We start from the raw sequence: 13,502 nt of genomic DNA, 5'->3' as shown, positions 1-13,502 counted from the left end.
CCGTAAAGCCCGTCAGGCGGTCTGGGGTGAGGATGAGCCGGAGATCAATAACCTGTTCCGTATGCTGAACTCCTACCCAAAACCAAAGGGGATGCACTGGTGCACCTTCAAAGAAAAGCGCTGGCAAATGTTGCTGAACGAAAACCAGTATATGCGCGGCCTGCTGGTGGTACTTGAGCGCCGGTATCGGGGGAAACGATGAGCAGACCAACAAAATATCGTGATGAATTTGCAGAGATGGCACTCAGACTTTGCCATCTGGGGTTAACTGATGCTGAGTTGGGGCTGATGTTTGGCGTGGATGAACGTACGATCAACCGCTGGAAAAAGCGCTTTCCTGAGTTTTGTCTGTCCATAAAAAGGGGCAAACTGGTGGCGGATGCAAAAGTCGCTGATGCGCTATTCCAGAAAGCCACTGGCTACCAGCATACTGAGGACGATATACGGGTCATTAATGGCGAGGTGGTGAAAACGCAGACTGTGAGGCATTCCTGTTACTATGCGGGAACAGGCGAGATTAACCGGGAACAGGTGAGACAGCCCACCAGCCAGCAGGCCAGAAATCACACACAGGATACAAAGAATTTCGGGAAATAGCGGGTCCAGCCGGGTTTTAGCGAATCATGTGTATTAGTCGCGACTTGATCTGACACTTCTCTTTGATGTAACAGGATAAAATCGGACAATCGTCTTTTTGCTAGTAGCCAACATAGGAAAAATGCTTATGAAAAAAACAGTCGAGATACTGCAATACACGTTACACAAAGACACCGGGGCTGTTTTTCACACCATCATGCAAGAAATTAGCGTTCCTCTTCATCAACGCCACGGAATCGATGTCGTGTCGTTTGGTAATTCTCTGCACAATATCGACTGTTACTATCTCATTCGAGCCTTTGAAAGCACTGAGAATATGAATACAGTTCTTGATTCCTTCTACGCGAGCGCAGACTGGCGCGACGGGCCACGCGAATCCATCATTAAATGCATCGAAACATGCATTAAAACAGTGATGTACTTGCCATCGGTAACTGTGGATGGGCTACGAGTGTAATCCCAGGTCTATCCCGTGACGATTGAGAACCTCCTGCTATATCAGATCTGGCTCTGGATATGAAAAGTGTCAGATCGAGTCTGAGCTAATACAATTTATCTTACGAGAATGACTACACATTTTTCTGAAAATCCCCGCCGCAGACCGTCTCTCAGTTGATCCAACACAATGCTTTGGTATGACGAATTACTAAAATCATCACACTTTTTGTCGCGCTTTTTATTCACTGAAGGAATCACTGTGAACAACCTCTGCCGCTCGCTACTGGCGCTGCTGTTCTGCGCCGCCTCCGCGACTTACGCCGCTAACGATGAAATCACAACCGCATGGCCGGTTAACGTCGGGCCGCTCAATCCGCATCTGTACACCCCCAACCAGATGTTCGCCCAGAGCATGGTGTATGAACCGCTGGTGAAGTATCAGGCGGACGGCGCAGTGAAACCCTGGCTTGCCAAAAGTTGGACGCACTCGGCAGACGGTAAAACCTGGGTATTCACCCTTCGCGATGACGTCACCTTTTCAAACGGCGAAGCGTTTGATGCCCAGGCCGCTGCACAGAACTTTCGCGTCGTGCTGAATAACCGCAAACGCCACGCCTGGCTTGAGCTGGCGAATCAGATAGTCGATGTCAAAGCGCTCAGCAAGACCGACCTGAAAATCACCCTTAAAAGTGCTTACTACCCCTTCCTGCAAGAACTCTCCCTGCCCCGTCCTTTCCGCTTTATCGCCCCGTCGCAGTTTAAAAATAATGAGACGATGAACGGGATTAACGCGCCCATCGGCACCGGGCCGTGGGTGCTGAAGGAATCAAAACTGAATCAGTACGATGTGCTGGTGCGTAACGACCGTTACTGGGGCGAAAAACCGCAGATTCGCCAGGTGACCGTGAAGGTGATCCCGGACCCGACCACCCGCGCGGTGGCGTTTGAGACCGGCGATATTGACCTGCTGTACGGTAACGAAGGGCTGCTGCCGCTCGACACCTTCGCGCGATTCAGCCACAACCCGGCATACCGGACCCAGCTTTCGCAGCCGATAGAGACAGTGATGCTGGCGCTGAATTCGGCCAAAGCGCCCACTGACGAGCTGGCGGTACGTGAAGCGCTGAACCATGCGGTCAATAAAAAGTCGCTGATCGACAATGCCCTGTACGGCACCCAGCAGGTGGCCGACACGCTGTTTTCGCCGGGCGTTCCGTACGCCAATATCGGCCTGAAACCGCGTCAGTACGATCCACAACAGGCGAAGACGTTACTGGAAAATGCGGGCTGGCAGGTGCCAGCCGGTAAAACGATTCGCGAGAAAAACGGCCAGCCGCTGCGCATTGAGCTGTCGTTTATCGGCACCGATGCGCTGAGCAAATCGATGGCCGAAATCATTCAGGCCGATCTGCGCCAGGTGGGCGTGGAGGTGGCGCTGGTCGGTGAAGAAGAGAGCAGTATTTACGCCCGTCAGCGCGACGGTCGCTTCGGTATGATTTTCAACCGCACCTGGGGCGCACCGTATGACCCACACGCCTTTATGAGTTCGATGCGCGTGCCGTCCCACGCCGACTATCAGGCACAACAGGGTTTAGCCGACAAGCCGGTTATTGATAAAGAGATTAGCGAAGTACTGGAAACCACCGACGAAACGCAGCGTCAGGCGTTGTATCGCGACATTCTGACGCGTCTGCACAATGATGCGGTTTACCTGCCCATCAGCTACATCTCCATGATGGTGGTCGCCAAACCGGAGCTGGGCACAATCCCTTTTGCGCCCATTGTGTCTGAAATTCCGTTCGAACAGATTACCCCGGTGAAACCCTGATGATGCGTTACGCGTTGCGGCGCATTGCGCTGCTTATCCCGATGGTTTTCGCCGCGTCGGTGATCATCTTCCTGCTGCTGCGTTTAGGCACCGGCGACCCGGCGCTTGACTATCTGCGGTTGTCCAACCTGCCGCCGACGCCGGAGATGGTGGCCTCGACCCGGGTCATGCTCGGGCTGGACCAGCCGCTTATCACCCAGTACGGCCACTGGTTGTGGAACGCGCTGCATCTGGATTTCGGCGTCTCTTTCGCCACCCAACGTCCGGTGCTCGATGATGTGCTGAATTTCCTGCCCGCCACGCTACAGCTGGCTGGCGCGGCGCTGGTATTGATCCTGCTGACCTCGGTGCCGATGGGCATCTGGGCGGCGCGGCACCGCGATCGCCTGCCCGATTTTGCCGTGCGCTTCATCGCCTTTCTCGGCGTGTCGATGCCCAACTTCTGGCTTGCCTTCCTGCTGGTGATGCTCTTCTCGGTACATTTGCAGTGGCTGCCAGCCATGGGCTACGGCGGCTGGCAGCACATCGTCCTGCCAGCGCTGTCGATTGCCTTTATGTCGCTGGCGATCAACGCCCGCCTGCTGCGCGCCAGCATGCTCGAGGTCGCCGGGCAGCGGCATGTGACCTGGGCGCGCCTGCGCGGGCTTAGCGATAAGCAAACCGAGCGCCGCCATATTCTGCGCAACGCGTCGCTGCCGATGATCACCGCCGTCGGCATGCATATCGGCGAGCTTATCGGCGGGACGATGATCATTGAAAATATCTTCGCCTGGCCAGGCATCGGCCGCTATGCGGTATCAGCGATTTTCAATCGCGACTACCCGGTTATCCAGTGCTTTACGCTTGTCATGGTGGTGGTCTTTGCCGTCTGCAACCTGACTGTCGACCTGTTGAACGCCGCGCTGGATCCACGCATTCGCCGTCATGAAGGAGCGCATGCATGACCTTTTTTCTCTCCGCGCGCTGGCCGGTACGCCTGGCGATGCTCATCATCGTGCTGCTGGTGGTTGTTGCGCTCACCAGCCAGTGGTGGCTGCCGTACGATCCGCAGTCCATTGATTTACCGTCCCGTTTGCAGTCGCCGGACGGTCAGCACTGGCTGGGTACCGACCATCTGGGGCGCGATATCTTCTCGCGTCTGCTGGCGGCGACGCGCGTTTCACTCGGTTCGGTAATGGTCTGCCTGCTGCTGGTGCTCGCCCTGGGGCTTATCATCGGCGGCAGCGCCGGGCTGATTGGCGGCCGTGTCGATCAGGCCGCCATGCGCGTCGCGGATATGTTTATGACCTTCCCGACCTCCATCCTCTCCTTCTTTATGGTGGGCGTGCTAGGCACCGGGCTGACCAACGTCATTATCGCTATCGCCCTCTCACACTGGGCCTGGTACGCCCGGATGGTGCGCAGCCTGGTTATCTCCCTGCGCCAGCGCGAGTTCGTGCTCGCCTCACGGCTTTCCGGCGCGGGGCATATCCGCATCTTTATCGATCATCTGGCGGGCGCGGCCATTCCGTCTCTGCTGGTGCTGGCGACGCTGGATATCGGCCATATGATGCTGCACGTCGCCGGGATGTCGTTCCTCGGCCTCGGCGTGACCGCGCCAACTCCCGAATGGGGCGTAATGATCAACGACGCGCGCCAGTATATCTGGACGCAGCCGCTGCAGATGTTCTGGCCCGGGCTGGCGCTGTTCATCAGCGTAATGGCGTTCAACATGGTGGGTGACGCCCTGCGCGATCATCTCGATCCTCATCTGGTCACGGAGCATGCCCACTGATGCCGCAACAAATCGATCTGCAAAATATCGTCTTACAGGCCGGACACCCGCTGGTGCATGGTGTATCGCTGTCGCTCACGCGCGGCCGCGTGCTGGCGCTGGTCGGCGGCAGCGGCAGCGGAAAATCGCTGACCTGCGCGGCGGCGCTCGGCGTACTGCCCGCCGGCGTACGTCAGACGTCGGGCGTCATCCTCGCGGACGGCGCGCCGGTTTCGCCTGCGACGCTGCGCGGGGCGCGCGTCGCCACCATTATGCAAAACCCGCGCAGCGCCTTTAACCCGCTGCACACCATGGCGACCCACGCGCGGGAAACCTGTATGGCTCTGGGGAAACCTGCCGACAACGCCACCCTCATCGCAGCCCTTGAAGCTGTGGGGCTTGAGGAGCCGACCCGCGTGCTGGAACGCTACCCTTTTGAGATGAGCGGCGGCATGCTGCAGCGGATGATGATCGCCATGGCGCTGCTGTCCGACGCGCCGTTTCTCGTCGCCGACGAGCCAACGACCGACCTGGACGTGGTCGCGCAGGCGCGCATCCTCGACCTGCTGGAAAACATTATGCAACGCCGGGCGCCGGGTATGCTGCTGGTGACCCACGATATGGGTGTCGTCGCGCGTCTGGCTGACGACGTCGCGGTGATGGATAACGGTCGTATCGTGGAGCAGGCTGATGTCGATACCCTGTTCCACGCGCCGAAACATGCCGTTACGCGCCGCCTGATCTCGGCGCATCTCGCGCTGTACGGTATGGAGCTTGCCTCATGACCTTAGTTACAGTATCCGCCGTCTCGCACGACTATGTCCCTTCCGCCTTCGGCGGCAAACATCCGCCTCTGCGGGTGCTGAAAGAGGTGTCGCTCAGCCTGAACAGCGGCGAAACCGTCGCCCTGCTGGGCCGAAGCGGCTGCGGCAAAAGCACGCTGGCGCGGCTTATCGTCGGGCTGGAATCCCCGACTCGCGGCAGCATCCTCTGGCGCGGCGAACCGCTGGCGAGTCTCAGCCGCGCCCGACAACACGCTTTCCGCCGCGAGATCCAGATGGTATTTCAGGATTCCATCAGCGCGGTGAACCCGCGCAAAACTGTGCGGGAGATCCTGCGTGAACCGATGCGCCATCTCCTGTCGCTCTCCCGGACGGAGCAGCTGGCGCGCGCCAGCGAAATGCTGCGCGCGGTGGAGCTGGATGACAGCATTCTTGATAAGCGACCGCCGCAGCTTAGCGGCGGGCAGCTCCAGCGCGTCTGCCTGGCGCGGGCGCTGGCAGTGGAGCCGAAGCTACTGATCCTTGACGAAGCGGTCTCTAACCTCGACCTGGTCCTGCAGGCGGGCGTCATTCGCCTGCTCAAAAAACTGCAGCAGCAGTTCGGCACCGCCTGCCTGTTTATCACCCATGATCTCCGCCTGGTGGAGCGTTTTTGCCACCGCGTTCTGGTGATGGAAGCCGGAAAAATTGTTGAGACGCAAACCCCCGGTGACACATTAACGTTTTCCTCTGAGGCCGGGCGTGTGCTACAAAATGCGATACTTCCCGCATTCCCTGTGCGCCGACGCGCCGCACCATGAGGTTTAAGTCAGATGCAACGTATCACCATTACTCTGGATGACGATTTACTGGACACCCTCGACAGCCTGAGCCAGCGCCGCGGCTACCATAACCGCTCTGAAGCGATTCGCGACATTCTGCGCGCGTCGCTGGCCCAGGAAGCCGCTCAGGAGCACGGCACCCAGGGGTTTGCCGTGCTCTCCTATGTTTATGAGCATGAGAAGCGCGACCTGGCCAGCCGCATCGTCTCCACTCAACACCATCACCACGACCTGTCCGTCTCCACGCTGCATGTGCACATCAATCACGCCGATTGCCTGGAAATTTCCGTGCTCAAAGGCGATATGGGCGACGTCCGGCATTTTGCCGATAACGTTATTTCCCAGCGCGGGGTGCGTCACGGTCATTTACAGTGTTTACCGCTTGAGAAATAGCGCATTTGTTGCGCCTGCGCGGGGTTGCCCAGCCCCCCCCCTCAGGACTAAGCTGATGGCCCGTCTTCTCTTCTGTGGAGTTAACATGAGTGAAATTGCCTCCCGCGATATCCACCAGCATCTGCTGGACGTTCTCAGTGCTGAACAGGCGCGTTTTCGCGTCATGGAACATGAGGCCATTGGCAAATGTGAAGCCGTCTCTGAGGTACGCGGCACCGCACTGGGTCAGGGTGCAAAGGCGCTGGTCTGTAAGGTGAAAGGTAACGGCGTGAAGCAGCACGTGCTGGCGATCCTCGCCGCCGATCAGCAGGCCGATCTCTCCCTGCTGGCGGAGCACCTCGGCGGCCTGAAGGCATCGCTGGCAAGTCCGGCGGAAGTGGATGCGCTGACGGCCTGCGTGTTTGGCGCGATCCCGCCGTTCAGCTTTCATCCTGCACTGAAACTGGTCGCCGACCCGCTGCTGTTTGAGCGCTTTGACGAAATTGCGTTTAACGCGGGCGCGCTGGAAAAATCGATAGTGATGGATACGCAGGACTACCTGCGTATCGCAAAACCGCAGTTGGTAACGTTTCGCCGGGCGGATTAACTCATCCGCTCAAGCCATAACACCGAAGCAACCAGAATCGACGCCACGCCAATAAAAACGCTGGCGATAACCATGGTTTCAATCAACATTGAATCGTTCATCTGCGTGTCTCCACCGTAAAGAAGGGGCAGAACCTATTGTTCTCCTCTCTGGTGACACGCTGATGACAGCCCACGCTCGTCACATTTTTTGTGCACAAAACGACGCCGTTACCGGAAAAAAAGCCTGCTCATTCACGCCGTTGCGCGTACAGTAAGCAGGTTTATTTTTTTTATTTCTGGCAAGGATTCCTGCAATGTTTGATACCACCCTGCTGATTTTACTGGGGCTGGCGGCACTGGGCTTTATCAGCCATAACACCACTGTCGCCGTGTCGATTCTGGTGCTGATTATCGTGCGCGTTACGCCGCTGAATACCTTCTTCCCGTGGATTGAAAGACAGGGGCTGAGCATCGGGATAATTGTCCTGACCATCGGCGTCATGGCCCCTATCGCCAGCGGCACCCTGCCGCCCTCCACCCTTATCCATTCGTTCATGAACTGGAAATCGCTGGTGGCGATCGCCGTGGGTGTGTTTGTCTCCTGGCTTGGCGCGCGCGGCGTGACGCTGATGGGTTCACAGCCGCATCTGGTGGCAGGTCTACTGGTCGGCACCATCCTTGGCGTGGCGCTGTTTCGCGGCGTGCCGGTGGGGCCGCTTATTGCCGCCGGTCTGGTGTCCCTGTTTATCGGGAAGGCGTAGTCAGCGCGTTGAGGTAGCATCCGGGCGCTTTCAGTTTGCCGCCGCGCGCAGAAACGCCTGAACCAGCGGCGATGGACGCCCTGCCAGCGCGTTGCGTTCATGCTGGAACAACGTACCGACAAAGAACGGGTGCGTGACCAACTCGACGGCGCGAATCTCGCCCTCATCGTCCCAACCGGTGACGCGCAGCGCTCCTTCTTCCAGCTCGGCGGCAAACAGCGGCGAAATCCCGTAGTTGCAGTGATACCCCTCTTCAATGGCATGGCGGCCATAAGCGCGAGCGATAAGGGTATTTGGCCGTAATTCAATGGTATCGCTCTTTTCCACCAGCGAGCAGGTCAAGGACGCAATCACCATTCTGCCATCGCTGTCGGTTTCCGCATGCCCGGCATCTTCCCAGCCCAGCACGTTGCGGGCATATTCGACTATCGCGTGCTGAAAGCCGCCGCAGGTGCCGAGAAACGGCAGGCCGTTTTCGCGCGCGTAGCGGATAGCGGTCAATGCGCCTTGGGCATTTTTGTAGGGACTGGCGGGCACCACCCAGATAGCGTCGTAGCCGACCAGGTCTTCCGCGCTCTGGACCTCTTCGGTCGCCAGCCAGTCGTAGTCGGCGGTCAGTTCCAGCACGGCGGCGGCATCGTCAATCGCCAGCGGGATGGCCTGATGCGCAATGACGTCTGGGTTAAAATCGCCCACCAGCGCAATTCGCAGGGTATTTTTTGTCGCAGCGTGTTCCATGAAGGGTCCTTATGTCGTGTAGTTTACGGGCAACACAAGGAGCCTCAGACTACCGGGAAAAGCCTGTGACGGCAATCCCCCTAAAATAGCAGGTCGGGGCCGTTCCCTGCTGCGACATATTGGTTTAACCTGGTATCCGGGAATCTCACAGGAGCAAGCGTTATGATCCGCTGTAAACGTGTTTATGATCCGCTAAGCGCAGAAGATGGTTACCGGATTCTGGTTGACCGCTTGTGGCCGCGAGGCGTTAAAAAGGATGAATTTATCCACGATGAATGGGCAAAAGCGCTGGCGCCGTCGTCCGAACTGCGTAAGGCCTTTCACGGCGAGGTGATTGATTTTGCGACCTTCAGCCAGCACTACCGCGATGAGCTGCGCCAGAACCTGGCAGAAGGCGAACGCGTTGCCCGCCTGGCGCAACAGCAGCCCGTGACGCTGCTGTATGCGGCAAAAAATACGCAGCAAAACCACGCAATCGTGCTGGCCGACTGGCTAAGCCGCCTGACGCCCTGAACCGTTAGCGCGGCGCGTGATCGCGGCGGTACAGCGTCCACTCGTCGATGACTTCGCCGCGGGGCAGTTTACACTCCGTTCGCACGCCCCGCGGCGTTTGCACCGGATTGAGCGTACCGCCTTGTTGCAGGCAATAGACAGAGGCCGGGTTCGCCATCCCCACGTCAGGCGGTGGCGGCGCGTCCGGCGATGTTGTACACCCGGCAAGTAACAGCGGTAAGACGACAACGATATAGCGCATATGCACGTTCCTTTTATCCTTCCAGTTTGCGTTTTAATCTCCACGATTTCTTCATTTTACCTGCACTTTTGTCCCGTAGAGTAGCCCCGTTCTCGCACTGACCGGAGAACACATCATTCCATAATCAATGAGTATTTTCCCCGCCAACCCCGGCGGGGTCTTTTTTTACGCTTTTTCGCACCGACTCTCACTTCCTGTCGCGATATATTAAATTTGACGTATTGATGTTGTACTATACTGCGTTCATTGCTCTGGTAGTCGAAAATTCCAGCATAACGTGCCATGACGAACGATCATGCCACGGGGGTCGTATAGGTTATGTCAGACATTATTCTTGCCCGCGTTTCACAAGCCCTCAATACCGAACACTCGCTTGAAAGCCTCGTGCGTCAGTTGCTGGAGATGCTTGAGCTCGTCACCCGGATGGAGTCGACGTACCTCACCAAAGTCGATTTAAGCGCGCGCGTGCAGCACGTCCTGTATGCGCGAAACAGTAGCGAAATGCAGATCCCGGAAGGTTTTTCCGTCCCCTGGGACGACACCCTGTGTAAACGCGCTATGGATGAAAAATGCTTTTTCGCCAACGATGTCAGCGTGCGCTGGCGGGAGTGCCACGCCGCACAGGCGCTGGGCATCACCACCTACTTCACCACCCCGGTGCATCTGGCCGACGGTACCTTTTACGGCACGCTGTGCGCCACCAGCCGCGATAAGCACAACTTCAGCGTCAACAGCGAGCATGTGCTGCAGCTTTTCGCCAGCCTGATAGCCAGCTGCATCGAGCGCGAATCATTGGTTACGCGGTTACGGGAAGCCAACGCCGCGCTGGTCGCTCACTCCTATACCGACGTTCTCACCGGCCTTGCCAACCGCCGCGCGGTCTATGAGCAGTTAGAGACGCTCTTCAGCCAGTCCCGCCATCATCAGTCCCGCGTGCTGGTCGCCTTTATCGATCTCGATGATTTCAAGGCGATTAACGACCGCTACGGGCACCGGGCCGGAGACGATTTCCTGATTGACGTTGGTCAGCGCTTAACCTCGCTGATGGGCAGTAATGACATTGTGGGGCGTCTCGGCGGCGATGAGTTCCTGGTCGCGTGTGAAATGACCGCCTCCGGGCAGCAGGGCGCCTTTATCGACCTGCTGCGCCGTCAGATTTGCGGGCGTTACCTGCTGGGAGAGCACGACATTTCCTACCCGGGCGCCAGCATCGGCGCCATCATTGCAAACCCGCAGGAGATGGACGCCGAGAGGGCGATTCAGGCCGCGGATGTCGCGATGTATGTCGACAAAAAGATCCGTCAGCGTGAGGTCATGGCACCCTGACGGCTCACCTTCATACAATACATATCGGCATCCGCCTGCTGTATCGTCGTATCAAGATCCTGAGCAAACGACGCCACGCCCCAGGAAACCGACAGCGGTAGCGCCTTGCCGTCCACCATAAATGCCTCTCCGGCGATGCGCTGCGCCACGCGTTGCGCCATCGCCCTGGCCTCATCCAGTGGCGTGTGCTCAAGCAGAATGATGAACTCATCCCCCCCGGTTCGGATGACCCAGTCTGTTTGCGGGCGCGCCACAGCCATCATCAGTCGGGTGATCGTCTGTAGCGCCCGGTCCCCCACCTCATGTCCCCAGGTATCGTTGATCGCCTTGAATTTGTTGCAGTCCACCAGAATCACCGACGCGCGATCGTCCATATATTTACGCACGGGATCGAGGATTTTGCGCGTAAAGCAGCCGGTAAGCGGATCGGTATACATCCGGGTATCACCGTAGTTCAGCCGACGACGAATCCCCCCGCTCAGAAGCAGAAAGACAACCGGCGCCAGCAGAATTACCCGCCAGGCTAGCGGGTCGTTGATGGCGAACAGATAGACAGGCAGCGCGTAGCGCAGATAATATTTTTCCGATAGCTGACGCACCTTCTCTCCCTGCCGCCAGTAGCATTCACCGGTCAGACACAGCGTTTCGCCCGTTCGTTTGTTCCCCAGTTCGACCATCAACGCCGCAGGCAGGCTTCCAGGAAACCCGGCCCGTAGCGCCGCTAAAAGCTCAGGCCGCGAATGGTCATAAACCAGATAACCGACAATATTGTCGGAGACCTGCACGCCGGAAAGATCATAAATATAGCTGACGATGCTGAACGCTTTTTCACCCGTTATCTGGTCGATGTAAAAGTCGGTCGAGCTTCTGGATTTGATGCTGAGATTCTTTTGCAGCAGCCGGTCATAAAACGGCTGTGGCGGCTTAAAGTAGGCCTCAGGGTTGCTGGCCATTTGCGACGTCGAAAAATCAAATAACCGCGAATCGGCGGGCGAAAACCAGTAAAACCAGTTTGCGTCGGAGGCGACGATATAGCGGTGAGAGGCCGAATAGCCTGAGTTCAGCGCGTTGATTCTGTGGCGGATGAATTCGGCAGCCGCGTATATGCAACGCACATTTTCACTACGCTCGCGGGAGATTATCGTTCCCTGCTGGAAGGAAATAGCCTGACGACCGCCATTGATGGCCCAGGTCCCACTGCCCTGCGGCGTAAAATCCGTCAGACTACCGCACAGGTGGCTGCTTTTGATTTGCTGGAAACGAACCCCCGTCGCGTCGGCGATAAGCTCGTTGTCGTTGAAGACGGTCGTCAACTGCGTCACCAGAGCGTTGACTCCCTCGCTAACTTCCGTCAGTCGCTTCTGATGAGCAAACATCACGTACAGGGCCACGCAAAGCAATGTAATTACCGCTGAGATCAGAAGCGCCTGGCGCTTGCGCAATGCATCCTGAACGTTTTTCACTACCACACCACTGAGGAAAATAGGCTTTTCTTTCAGTTACAATGTAGCGAAACTGCACCGGCGCCGCCATGTAAAACGACGCCTGCTTTGTTTATTTTTGCTCGCTCCCGCCAAGCAAAATAAAGCCGAACGGAATCGAGCACAGCAGCGTAAAGACAATGCTGTAAACCAGCACCATTGCCCCCTGCAGCACGAACATGGATGTGGTCCATGCCGAATAAGGCAGATCGTACTCCTGCACGACGCCGCCAAAAGTTGCCCGCCCCACGATCATCACCGCAATAGCGAAAATGAAGATTACGACCATGATAAAACGCTTGCCGTTTTTCGTTTTTAGCCTTTCCCGGATCATCCCAATCTCCCTAAAATAAATGGTGCTAAAGCGCTATTTGTAACATTAACACAGCAAAAATTAAACACCCTTGTTATTTAATGCCGCTGGTGATTACAATCGCAGCAGAGGTTGCCAGGCTTTTCGCTTTCCCACAGAAACCGTATCCTGTGCAGACTAAAAATCCATAATGGAAGTGAGAAAGTATGAGAATTGGCATCGCATTCCCTGTTCTGGTGTTTATTGTCGCCGTTGCGTTTCTGGCCTGGTTTGTCATTGGCGGGTACGCCACACCAGGCTCTTAAAGCGCCCCAGGAGCATAGATAACTATGTGACTGGGGTGAGCGAACGCAGCCAACGCACATGCAACTTGAAGTATGACGAGTATAACGCGGTGACAGCATGTCGCGTTTCATCTGCCACTGCTGCTCAATCCCCTGCCCGGCAAAATAGAGCGTTCCCCGCCCCACCCGTGCATTGAGTGAATCCAGCACGCTCATCAGTTTTTCACTGCCGGGACGGGGCGCGTTATCGTCGAAGAGATTAAGCTGCGCGACGCCGCTGTTGCTGTAACGCTCTGCAGCTGCCGCATAGTTAGCCAGCTCATATCGGCATTTATGTGGAATAGAAATACAAGCCGGAGATGGTGATGCATCCAATTAGTAGAACATGTATTTTTCGATAAACGCGCCGATGACTTTTTCGTGGATCTCAACTGAGCGCGAGAAGCAGATCGTTTTACGAGCCAGCCGTTTAATGCGGGTGCGGAGCGTCAGGTTATTACGCTCAATACGTTGGGTGAAAATTTTTCCGGTCAGATGCTTATCCTTCGGCACCTCCCGGCCATAGCTGCCCCAGTCGTCGTTGGTGATCATGCCGATGTTGAATGGCATGAGCAGTACCAGTAGCTCCCGGCAGGTTTCATCAGTTCGGGGACCAAAAGGAGAGCG

General features: G+C 57.0%; 18 protein-coding genes and 3 pseudogenes. 14 read left to right on the top strand and 7 right to left on the bottom strand.

What is annotated here, in order from left to right:
- From JO226_RS11950 to JO226_RS11905, 10 genes and pseudogenes are all read left to right on the top strand, one after another.
- Window positions 1–202, top strand: a pseudogene (locus JO226_RS11950) (hypothetical protein); the annotation flags it as partial.
- Window positions 199–597, top strand: coding sequence for a hypothetical protein (locus JO226_RS11945; RefSeq protein ID WP_293583083.1), 399 nt, complete (start codon window positions 199–201; stop codon window positions 595–597). The pseudogene JO226_RS11950 and the gene JO226_RS11945, both read left to right, overlap by 4 nt.
- 127 nt (window positions 598–724) lie before the next feature.
- A complete protein-coding gene (locus JO226_RS11940; protein ID WP_293583082.1) occupies window positions 725–1,054 on the top strand; it encodes an NIPSNAP family protein in 330 nt (109 codons plus the stop codon).
- 240 nt (window positions 1,055–1,294) lie between these two features.
- Window positions 1,295–2,863, top strand: a complete 1,569-nt coding sequence (gene nikA, locus JO226_RS11935; RefSeq protein WP_293583081.1) for a nickel ABC transporter substrate-binding protein — start codon at window positions 1,295–1,297, stop codon at window positions 2,861–2,863.
- Window positions 2,863–3,807, top strand: a complete 945-nt coding sequence (gene nikB, locus JO226_RS11930; RefSeq protein WP_293583080.1) for a nickel ABC transporter permease subunit NikB — start codon at window positions 2,863–2,865, stop codon at window positions 3,805–3,807. The genes nikA and nikB overlap by 1 nt, the downstream gene beginning before the upstream one ends.
- Window positions 3,804–4,637 (top strand): nickel ABC transporter permease subunit NikC, encoded by an 834-nt coding sequence (gene nikC, locus JO226_RS11925; RefSeq protein WP_293583079.1) that lies wholly within the window; start codon window positions 3,804–3,806, stop codon window positions 4,635–4,637. The genes nikB and nikC overlap by 4 nt, the downstream gene beginning before the upstream one ends.
- Complete coding sequence (nikD, locus tag JO226_RS11920) at window positions 4,637–5,401, top strand: nickel import ATP-binding protein NikD (protein WP_293583078.1); 765 nt, start codon at window positions 4,637–4,639, stop codon at window positions 5,399–5,401. The genes nikC and nikD overlap by 1 nt, the downstream gene beginning before the upstream one ends.
- The gene (nikE, locus tag JO226_RS11915) at window positions 5,398–6,198 is read left to right on the top strand and encodes a nickel import ATP-binding protein NikE (RefSeq protein WP_293583077.1); all 801 of its coding nucleotides are present in this window, start codon (window positions 5,398–5,400) and stop codon (window positions 6,196–6,198) included. Before nikD ends, nikE begins: the two co-directional genes overlap by 4 nt.
- A 12-nt stretch (window positions 6,199–6,210) precedes the next feature.
- Window positions 6,211–6,612, top strand: coding sequence for a nickel-responsive transcriptional regulator NikR (gene nikR / locus JO226_RS11910; protein WP_293583076.1), 402 nt, complete (start codon window positions 6,211–6,213; stop codon window positions 6,610–6,612).
- 85 nt (window positions 6,613–6,697) lie between these two features.
- Complete coding sequence (locus JO226_RS11905) at window positions 6,698–7,198, top strand: YbaK/prolyl-tRNA synthetase associated domain-containing protein (RefSeq protein WP_293583075.1); 501 nt, start codon at window positions 6,698–6,700, stop codon at window positions 7,196–7,198.
- On the opposite strand, the gene yoaI is transcribed toward JO226_RS11905, so the two are convergent.
- Window positions 7,195–7,299 (bottom strand): small membrane protein YoaI, encoded by a 105-nt coding sequence (yoaI, locus tag JO226_RS11900; RefSeq protein ID WP_293583074.1) that lies wholly within the window; start codon window positions 7,297–7,299, stop codon window positions 7,195–7,197. The two genes, JO226_RS11905 and yoaI, sit on opposite strands and share 4 nt — an antisense overlap.
- 194 nt (window positions 7,300–7,493) lie before the next feature.
- On the opposite strand from yoaI, the gene JO226_RS11895 reads away from it, so the two are divergent.
- Window positions 7,494–7,940 (top strand): DUF441 domain-containing protein, encoded by a 447-nt coding sequence (locus JO226_RS11895; protein ID WP_293583073.1) that lies wholly within the window; start codon window positions 7,494–7,496, stop codon window positions 7,938–7,940.
- 30 nt (window positions 7,941–7,970) lie between these two features.
- Here JO226_RS11895 and JO226_RS11890 read toward each other — a convergent pair whose 3' ends face one another.
- Window positions 7,971–8,678 carry a CTP synthase gene (locus tag JO226_RS11890; RefSeq protein ID WP_293583072.1) on the bottom strand — a complete coding sequence of 236 codons (708 nt, stop codon included), beginning with the start codon at window positions 8,676–8,678 and terminating at the stop codon, window positions 7,971–7,973.
- A 162-nt stretch (window positions 8,679–8,840) separates the two neighbouring features.
- On the opposite strand from JO226_RS11890, the gene JO226_RS11885 reads away from it, so the two are divergent.
- A complete protein-coding gene (locus JO226_RS11885; RefSeq protein ID WP_293583071.1) occupies window positions 8,841–9,191 on the top strand; it encodes a DUF488 domain-containing protein in 351 nt (116 codons plus the stop codon).
- 4 nt (window positions 9,192–9,195) lie between these two features.
- Here JO226_RS11885 and JO226_RS11880 read toward each other — a convergent pair whose 3' ends face one another.
- Window positions 9,196–9,432 carry a DUF333 domain-containing protein gene (locus JO226_RS11880; protein WP_293583070.1) on the bottom strand — a complete coding sequence of 79 codons (237 nt, stop codon included), beginning with the start codon at window positions 9,430–9,432 and terminating at the stop codon, window positions 9,196–9,198.
- Between the two features lie 318 nt (window positions 9,433–9,750).
- On the opposite strand from JO226_RS11880, the gene JO226_RS11875 reads away from it, so the two are divergent.
- The gene (locus tag JO226_RS11875; protein ID WP_293583069.1) at window positions 9,751–10,758 is read left to right on the top strand and encodes a sensor domain-containing diguanylate cyclase; all 1,008 of its coding nucleotides are present in this window, start codon (window positions 9,751–9,753) and stop codon (window positions 10,756–10,758) included.
- Here JO226_RS11875 and JO226_RS11870 read toward each other — a convergent pair.
- Together JO226_RS11870 and JO226_RS11865 are read right to left on the bottom strand one after the other, a co-directional pair.
- Complete coding sequence (locus JO226_RS11870) at window positions 10,734–12,221, bottom strand: GGDEF domain-containing protein (RefSeq protein WP_293583068.1); 1,488 nt, start codon at window positions 12,219–12,221, stop codon at window positions 10,734–10,736. The genes JO226_RS11875 and JO226_RS11870 overlap by 25 nt on opposite strands.
- Window positions 12,222–12,312: 91 nt before the next feature.
- The gene (locus JO226_RS11865; RefSeq protein WP_293583067.1) at window positions 12,313–12,573 is read right to left on the bottom strand and encodes a DUF2534 family protein; all 261 of its coding nucleotides are present in this window, start codon (window positions 12,571–12,573) and stop codon (window positions 12,313–12,315) included.
- Window positions 12,574–12,758: 185 nt separating this feature from the next.
- Between JO226_RS11865 and JO226_RS11860 the strand changes: the two genes are divergently transcribed.
- Window positions 12,759–12,857: a YoaK family small membrane protein gene (locus JO226_RS11860; RefSeq protein WP_013366625.1), complete on the top strand. Its 99-nt coding sequence runs from the start codon at window positions 12,759–12,761 to the stop codon at window positions 12,855–12,857.
- Window positions 12,858–12,935: 78 nt separating this feature from the next.
- Here JO226_RS11860 and JO226_RS11855 read toward each other — a convergent pair.
- Together JO226_RS11855 and JO226_RS11850 are read right to left on the bottom strand one after the other, a co-directional pair.
- Window positions 12,936–13,112, bottom strand: a pseudogene (locus tag JO226_RS11855) (DUF4113 domain-containing protein); the annotation flags it as partial.
- 99 nt (window positions 13,113–13,211) lie between these two features.
- A pseudogene (locus JO226_RS11850) lies at window positions 13,212–13,493 on the bottom strand (IS1 family transposase); the annotation flags it as partial.
- Between the last annotated feature and the right edge of the window lie 9 nt (window positions 13,494–13,502).

It is taken from the genome of Pluralibacter sp. (assembly GCF_019237635.1).
Lineage (GTDB): Bacteria > Pseudomonadota > Gammaproteobacteria > Enterobacterales > Enterobacteriaceae > Enterobacter_B.
This window is presented reverse-complemented; position numbering and strand designations above follow the sequence as displayed.

Excerpts from the sequence above, each read along its gene's own strand:
- JO226_RS11890 (WP_293583072.1), bottom strand. The coding sequence starts at position 8,678 with ATGGAACACGCTGCGACAAAAAATACCCTGCGAATTGCGCTGGTGGGC.
- JO226_RS11865 (WP_293583067.1), bottom strand. The coding sequence starts at position 12,573 with ATGATCCGGGAAAGGCTAAAAACGAAAAACGGCAAGCGTTTTATCATG.
- JO226_RS11940 (WP_293583082.1), top strand. The coding sequence starts at position 725 with ATGAAAAAAACAGTCGAGATACTGCAATACACGTTACACAAAGACACC.
- JO226_RS11860 (WP_013366625.1), top strand. The coding sequence starts at position 12,759 with ATGAGAATTGGCATCGCATTCCCTGTTCTGGTGTTTATTGTCGCCGTT.
- yoaI (WP_293583074.1), bottom strand. The coding sequence starts at position 7,299 with ATGAACGATTCAATGTTGATTGAAACCATGGTTATCGCCAGCGTTTTT.
- JO226_RS11905 (WP_293583075.1), top strand. The coding sequence starts at position 6,698 with ATGAGTGAAATTGCCTCCCGCGATATCCACCAGCATCTGCTGGACGTT.
- JO226_RS11875 (WP_293583069.1), top strand. The coding sequence starts at position 9,751 with ATGTCAGACATTATTCTTGCCCGCGTTTCACAAGCCCTCAATACCGAA.
- nikC (WP_293583079.1), top strand. The coding sequence starts at position 3,804 with ATGACCTTTTTTCTCTCCGCGCGCTGGCCGGTACGCCTGGCGATGCTC.
- JO226_RS11880 (WP_293583070.1), bottom strand. The coding sequence starts at position 9,432 with ATGCGCTATATCGTTGTCGTCTTACCGCTGTTACTTGCCGGGTGTACA.
- nikB (WP_293583080.1), top strand. The coding sequence starts at position 2,863 with ATGATGCGTTACGCGTTGCGGCGCATTGCGCTGCTTATCCCGATGGTT.
- JO226_RS11895 (WP_293583073.1), top strand. The coding sequence starts at position 7,494 with ATGTTTGATACCACCCTGCTGATTTTACTGGGGCTGGCGGCACTGGGC.
- nikE (WP_293583077.1), top strand. The coding sequence starts at position 5,398 with ATGACCTTAGTTACAGTATCCGCCGTCTCGCACGACTATGTCCCTTCC.
- JO226_RS11885 (WP_293583071.1), top strand. The coding sequence starts at position 8,841 with ATGATCCGCTGTAAACGTGTTTATGATCCGCTAAGCGCAGAAGATGGT.
- nikR (WP_293583076.1), top strand. The coding sequence starts at position 6,211 with ATGCAACGTATCACCATTACTCTGGATGACGATTTACTGGACACCCTC.
- JO226_RS11945 (WP_293583083.1), top strand. The coding sequence starts at position 199 with ATGAGCAGACCAACAAAATATCGTGATGAATTTGCAGAGATGGCACTC.
- nikD (WP_293583078.1), top strand. The coding sequence starts at position 4,637 with ATGCCGCAACAAATCGATCTGCAAAATATCGTCTTACAGGCCGGACAC.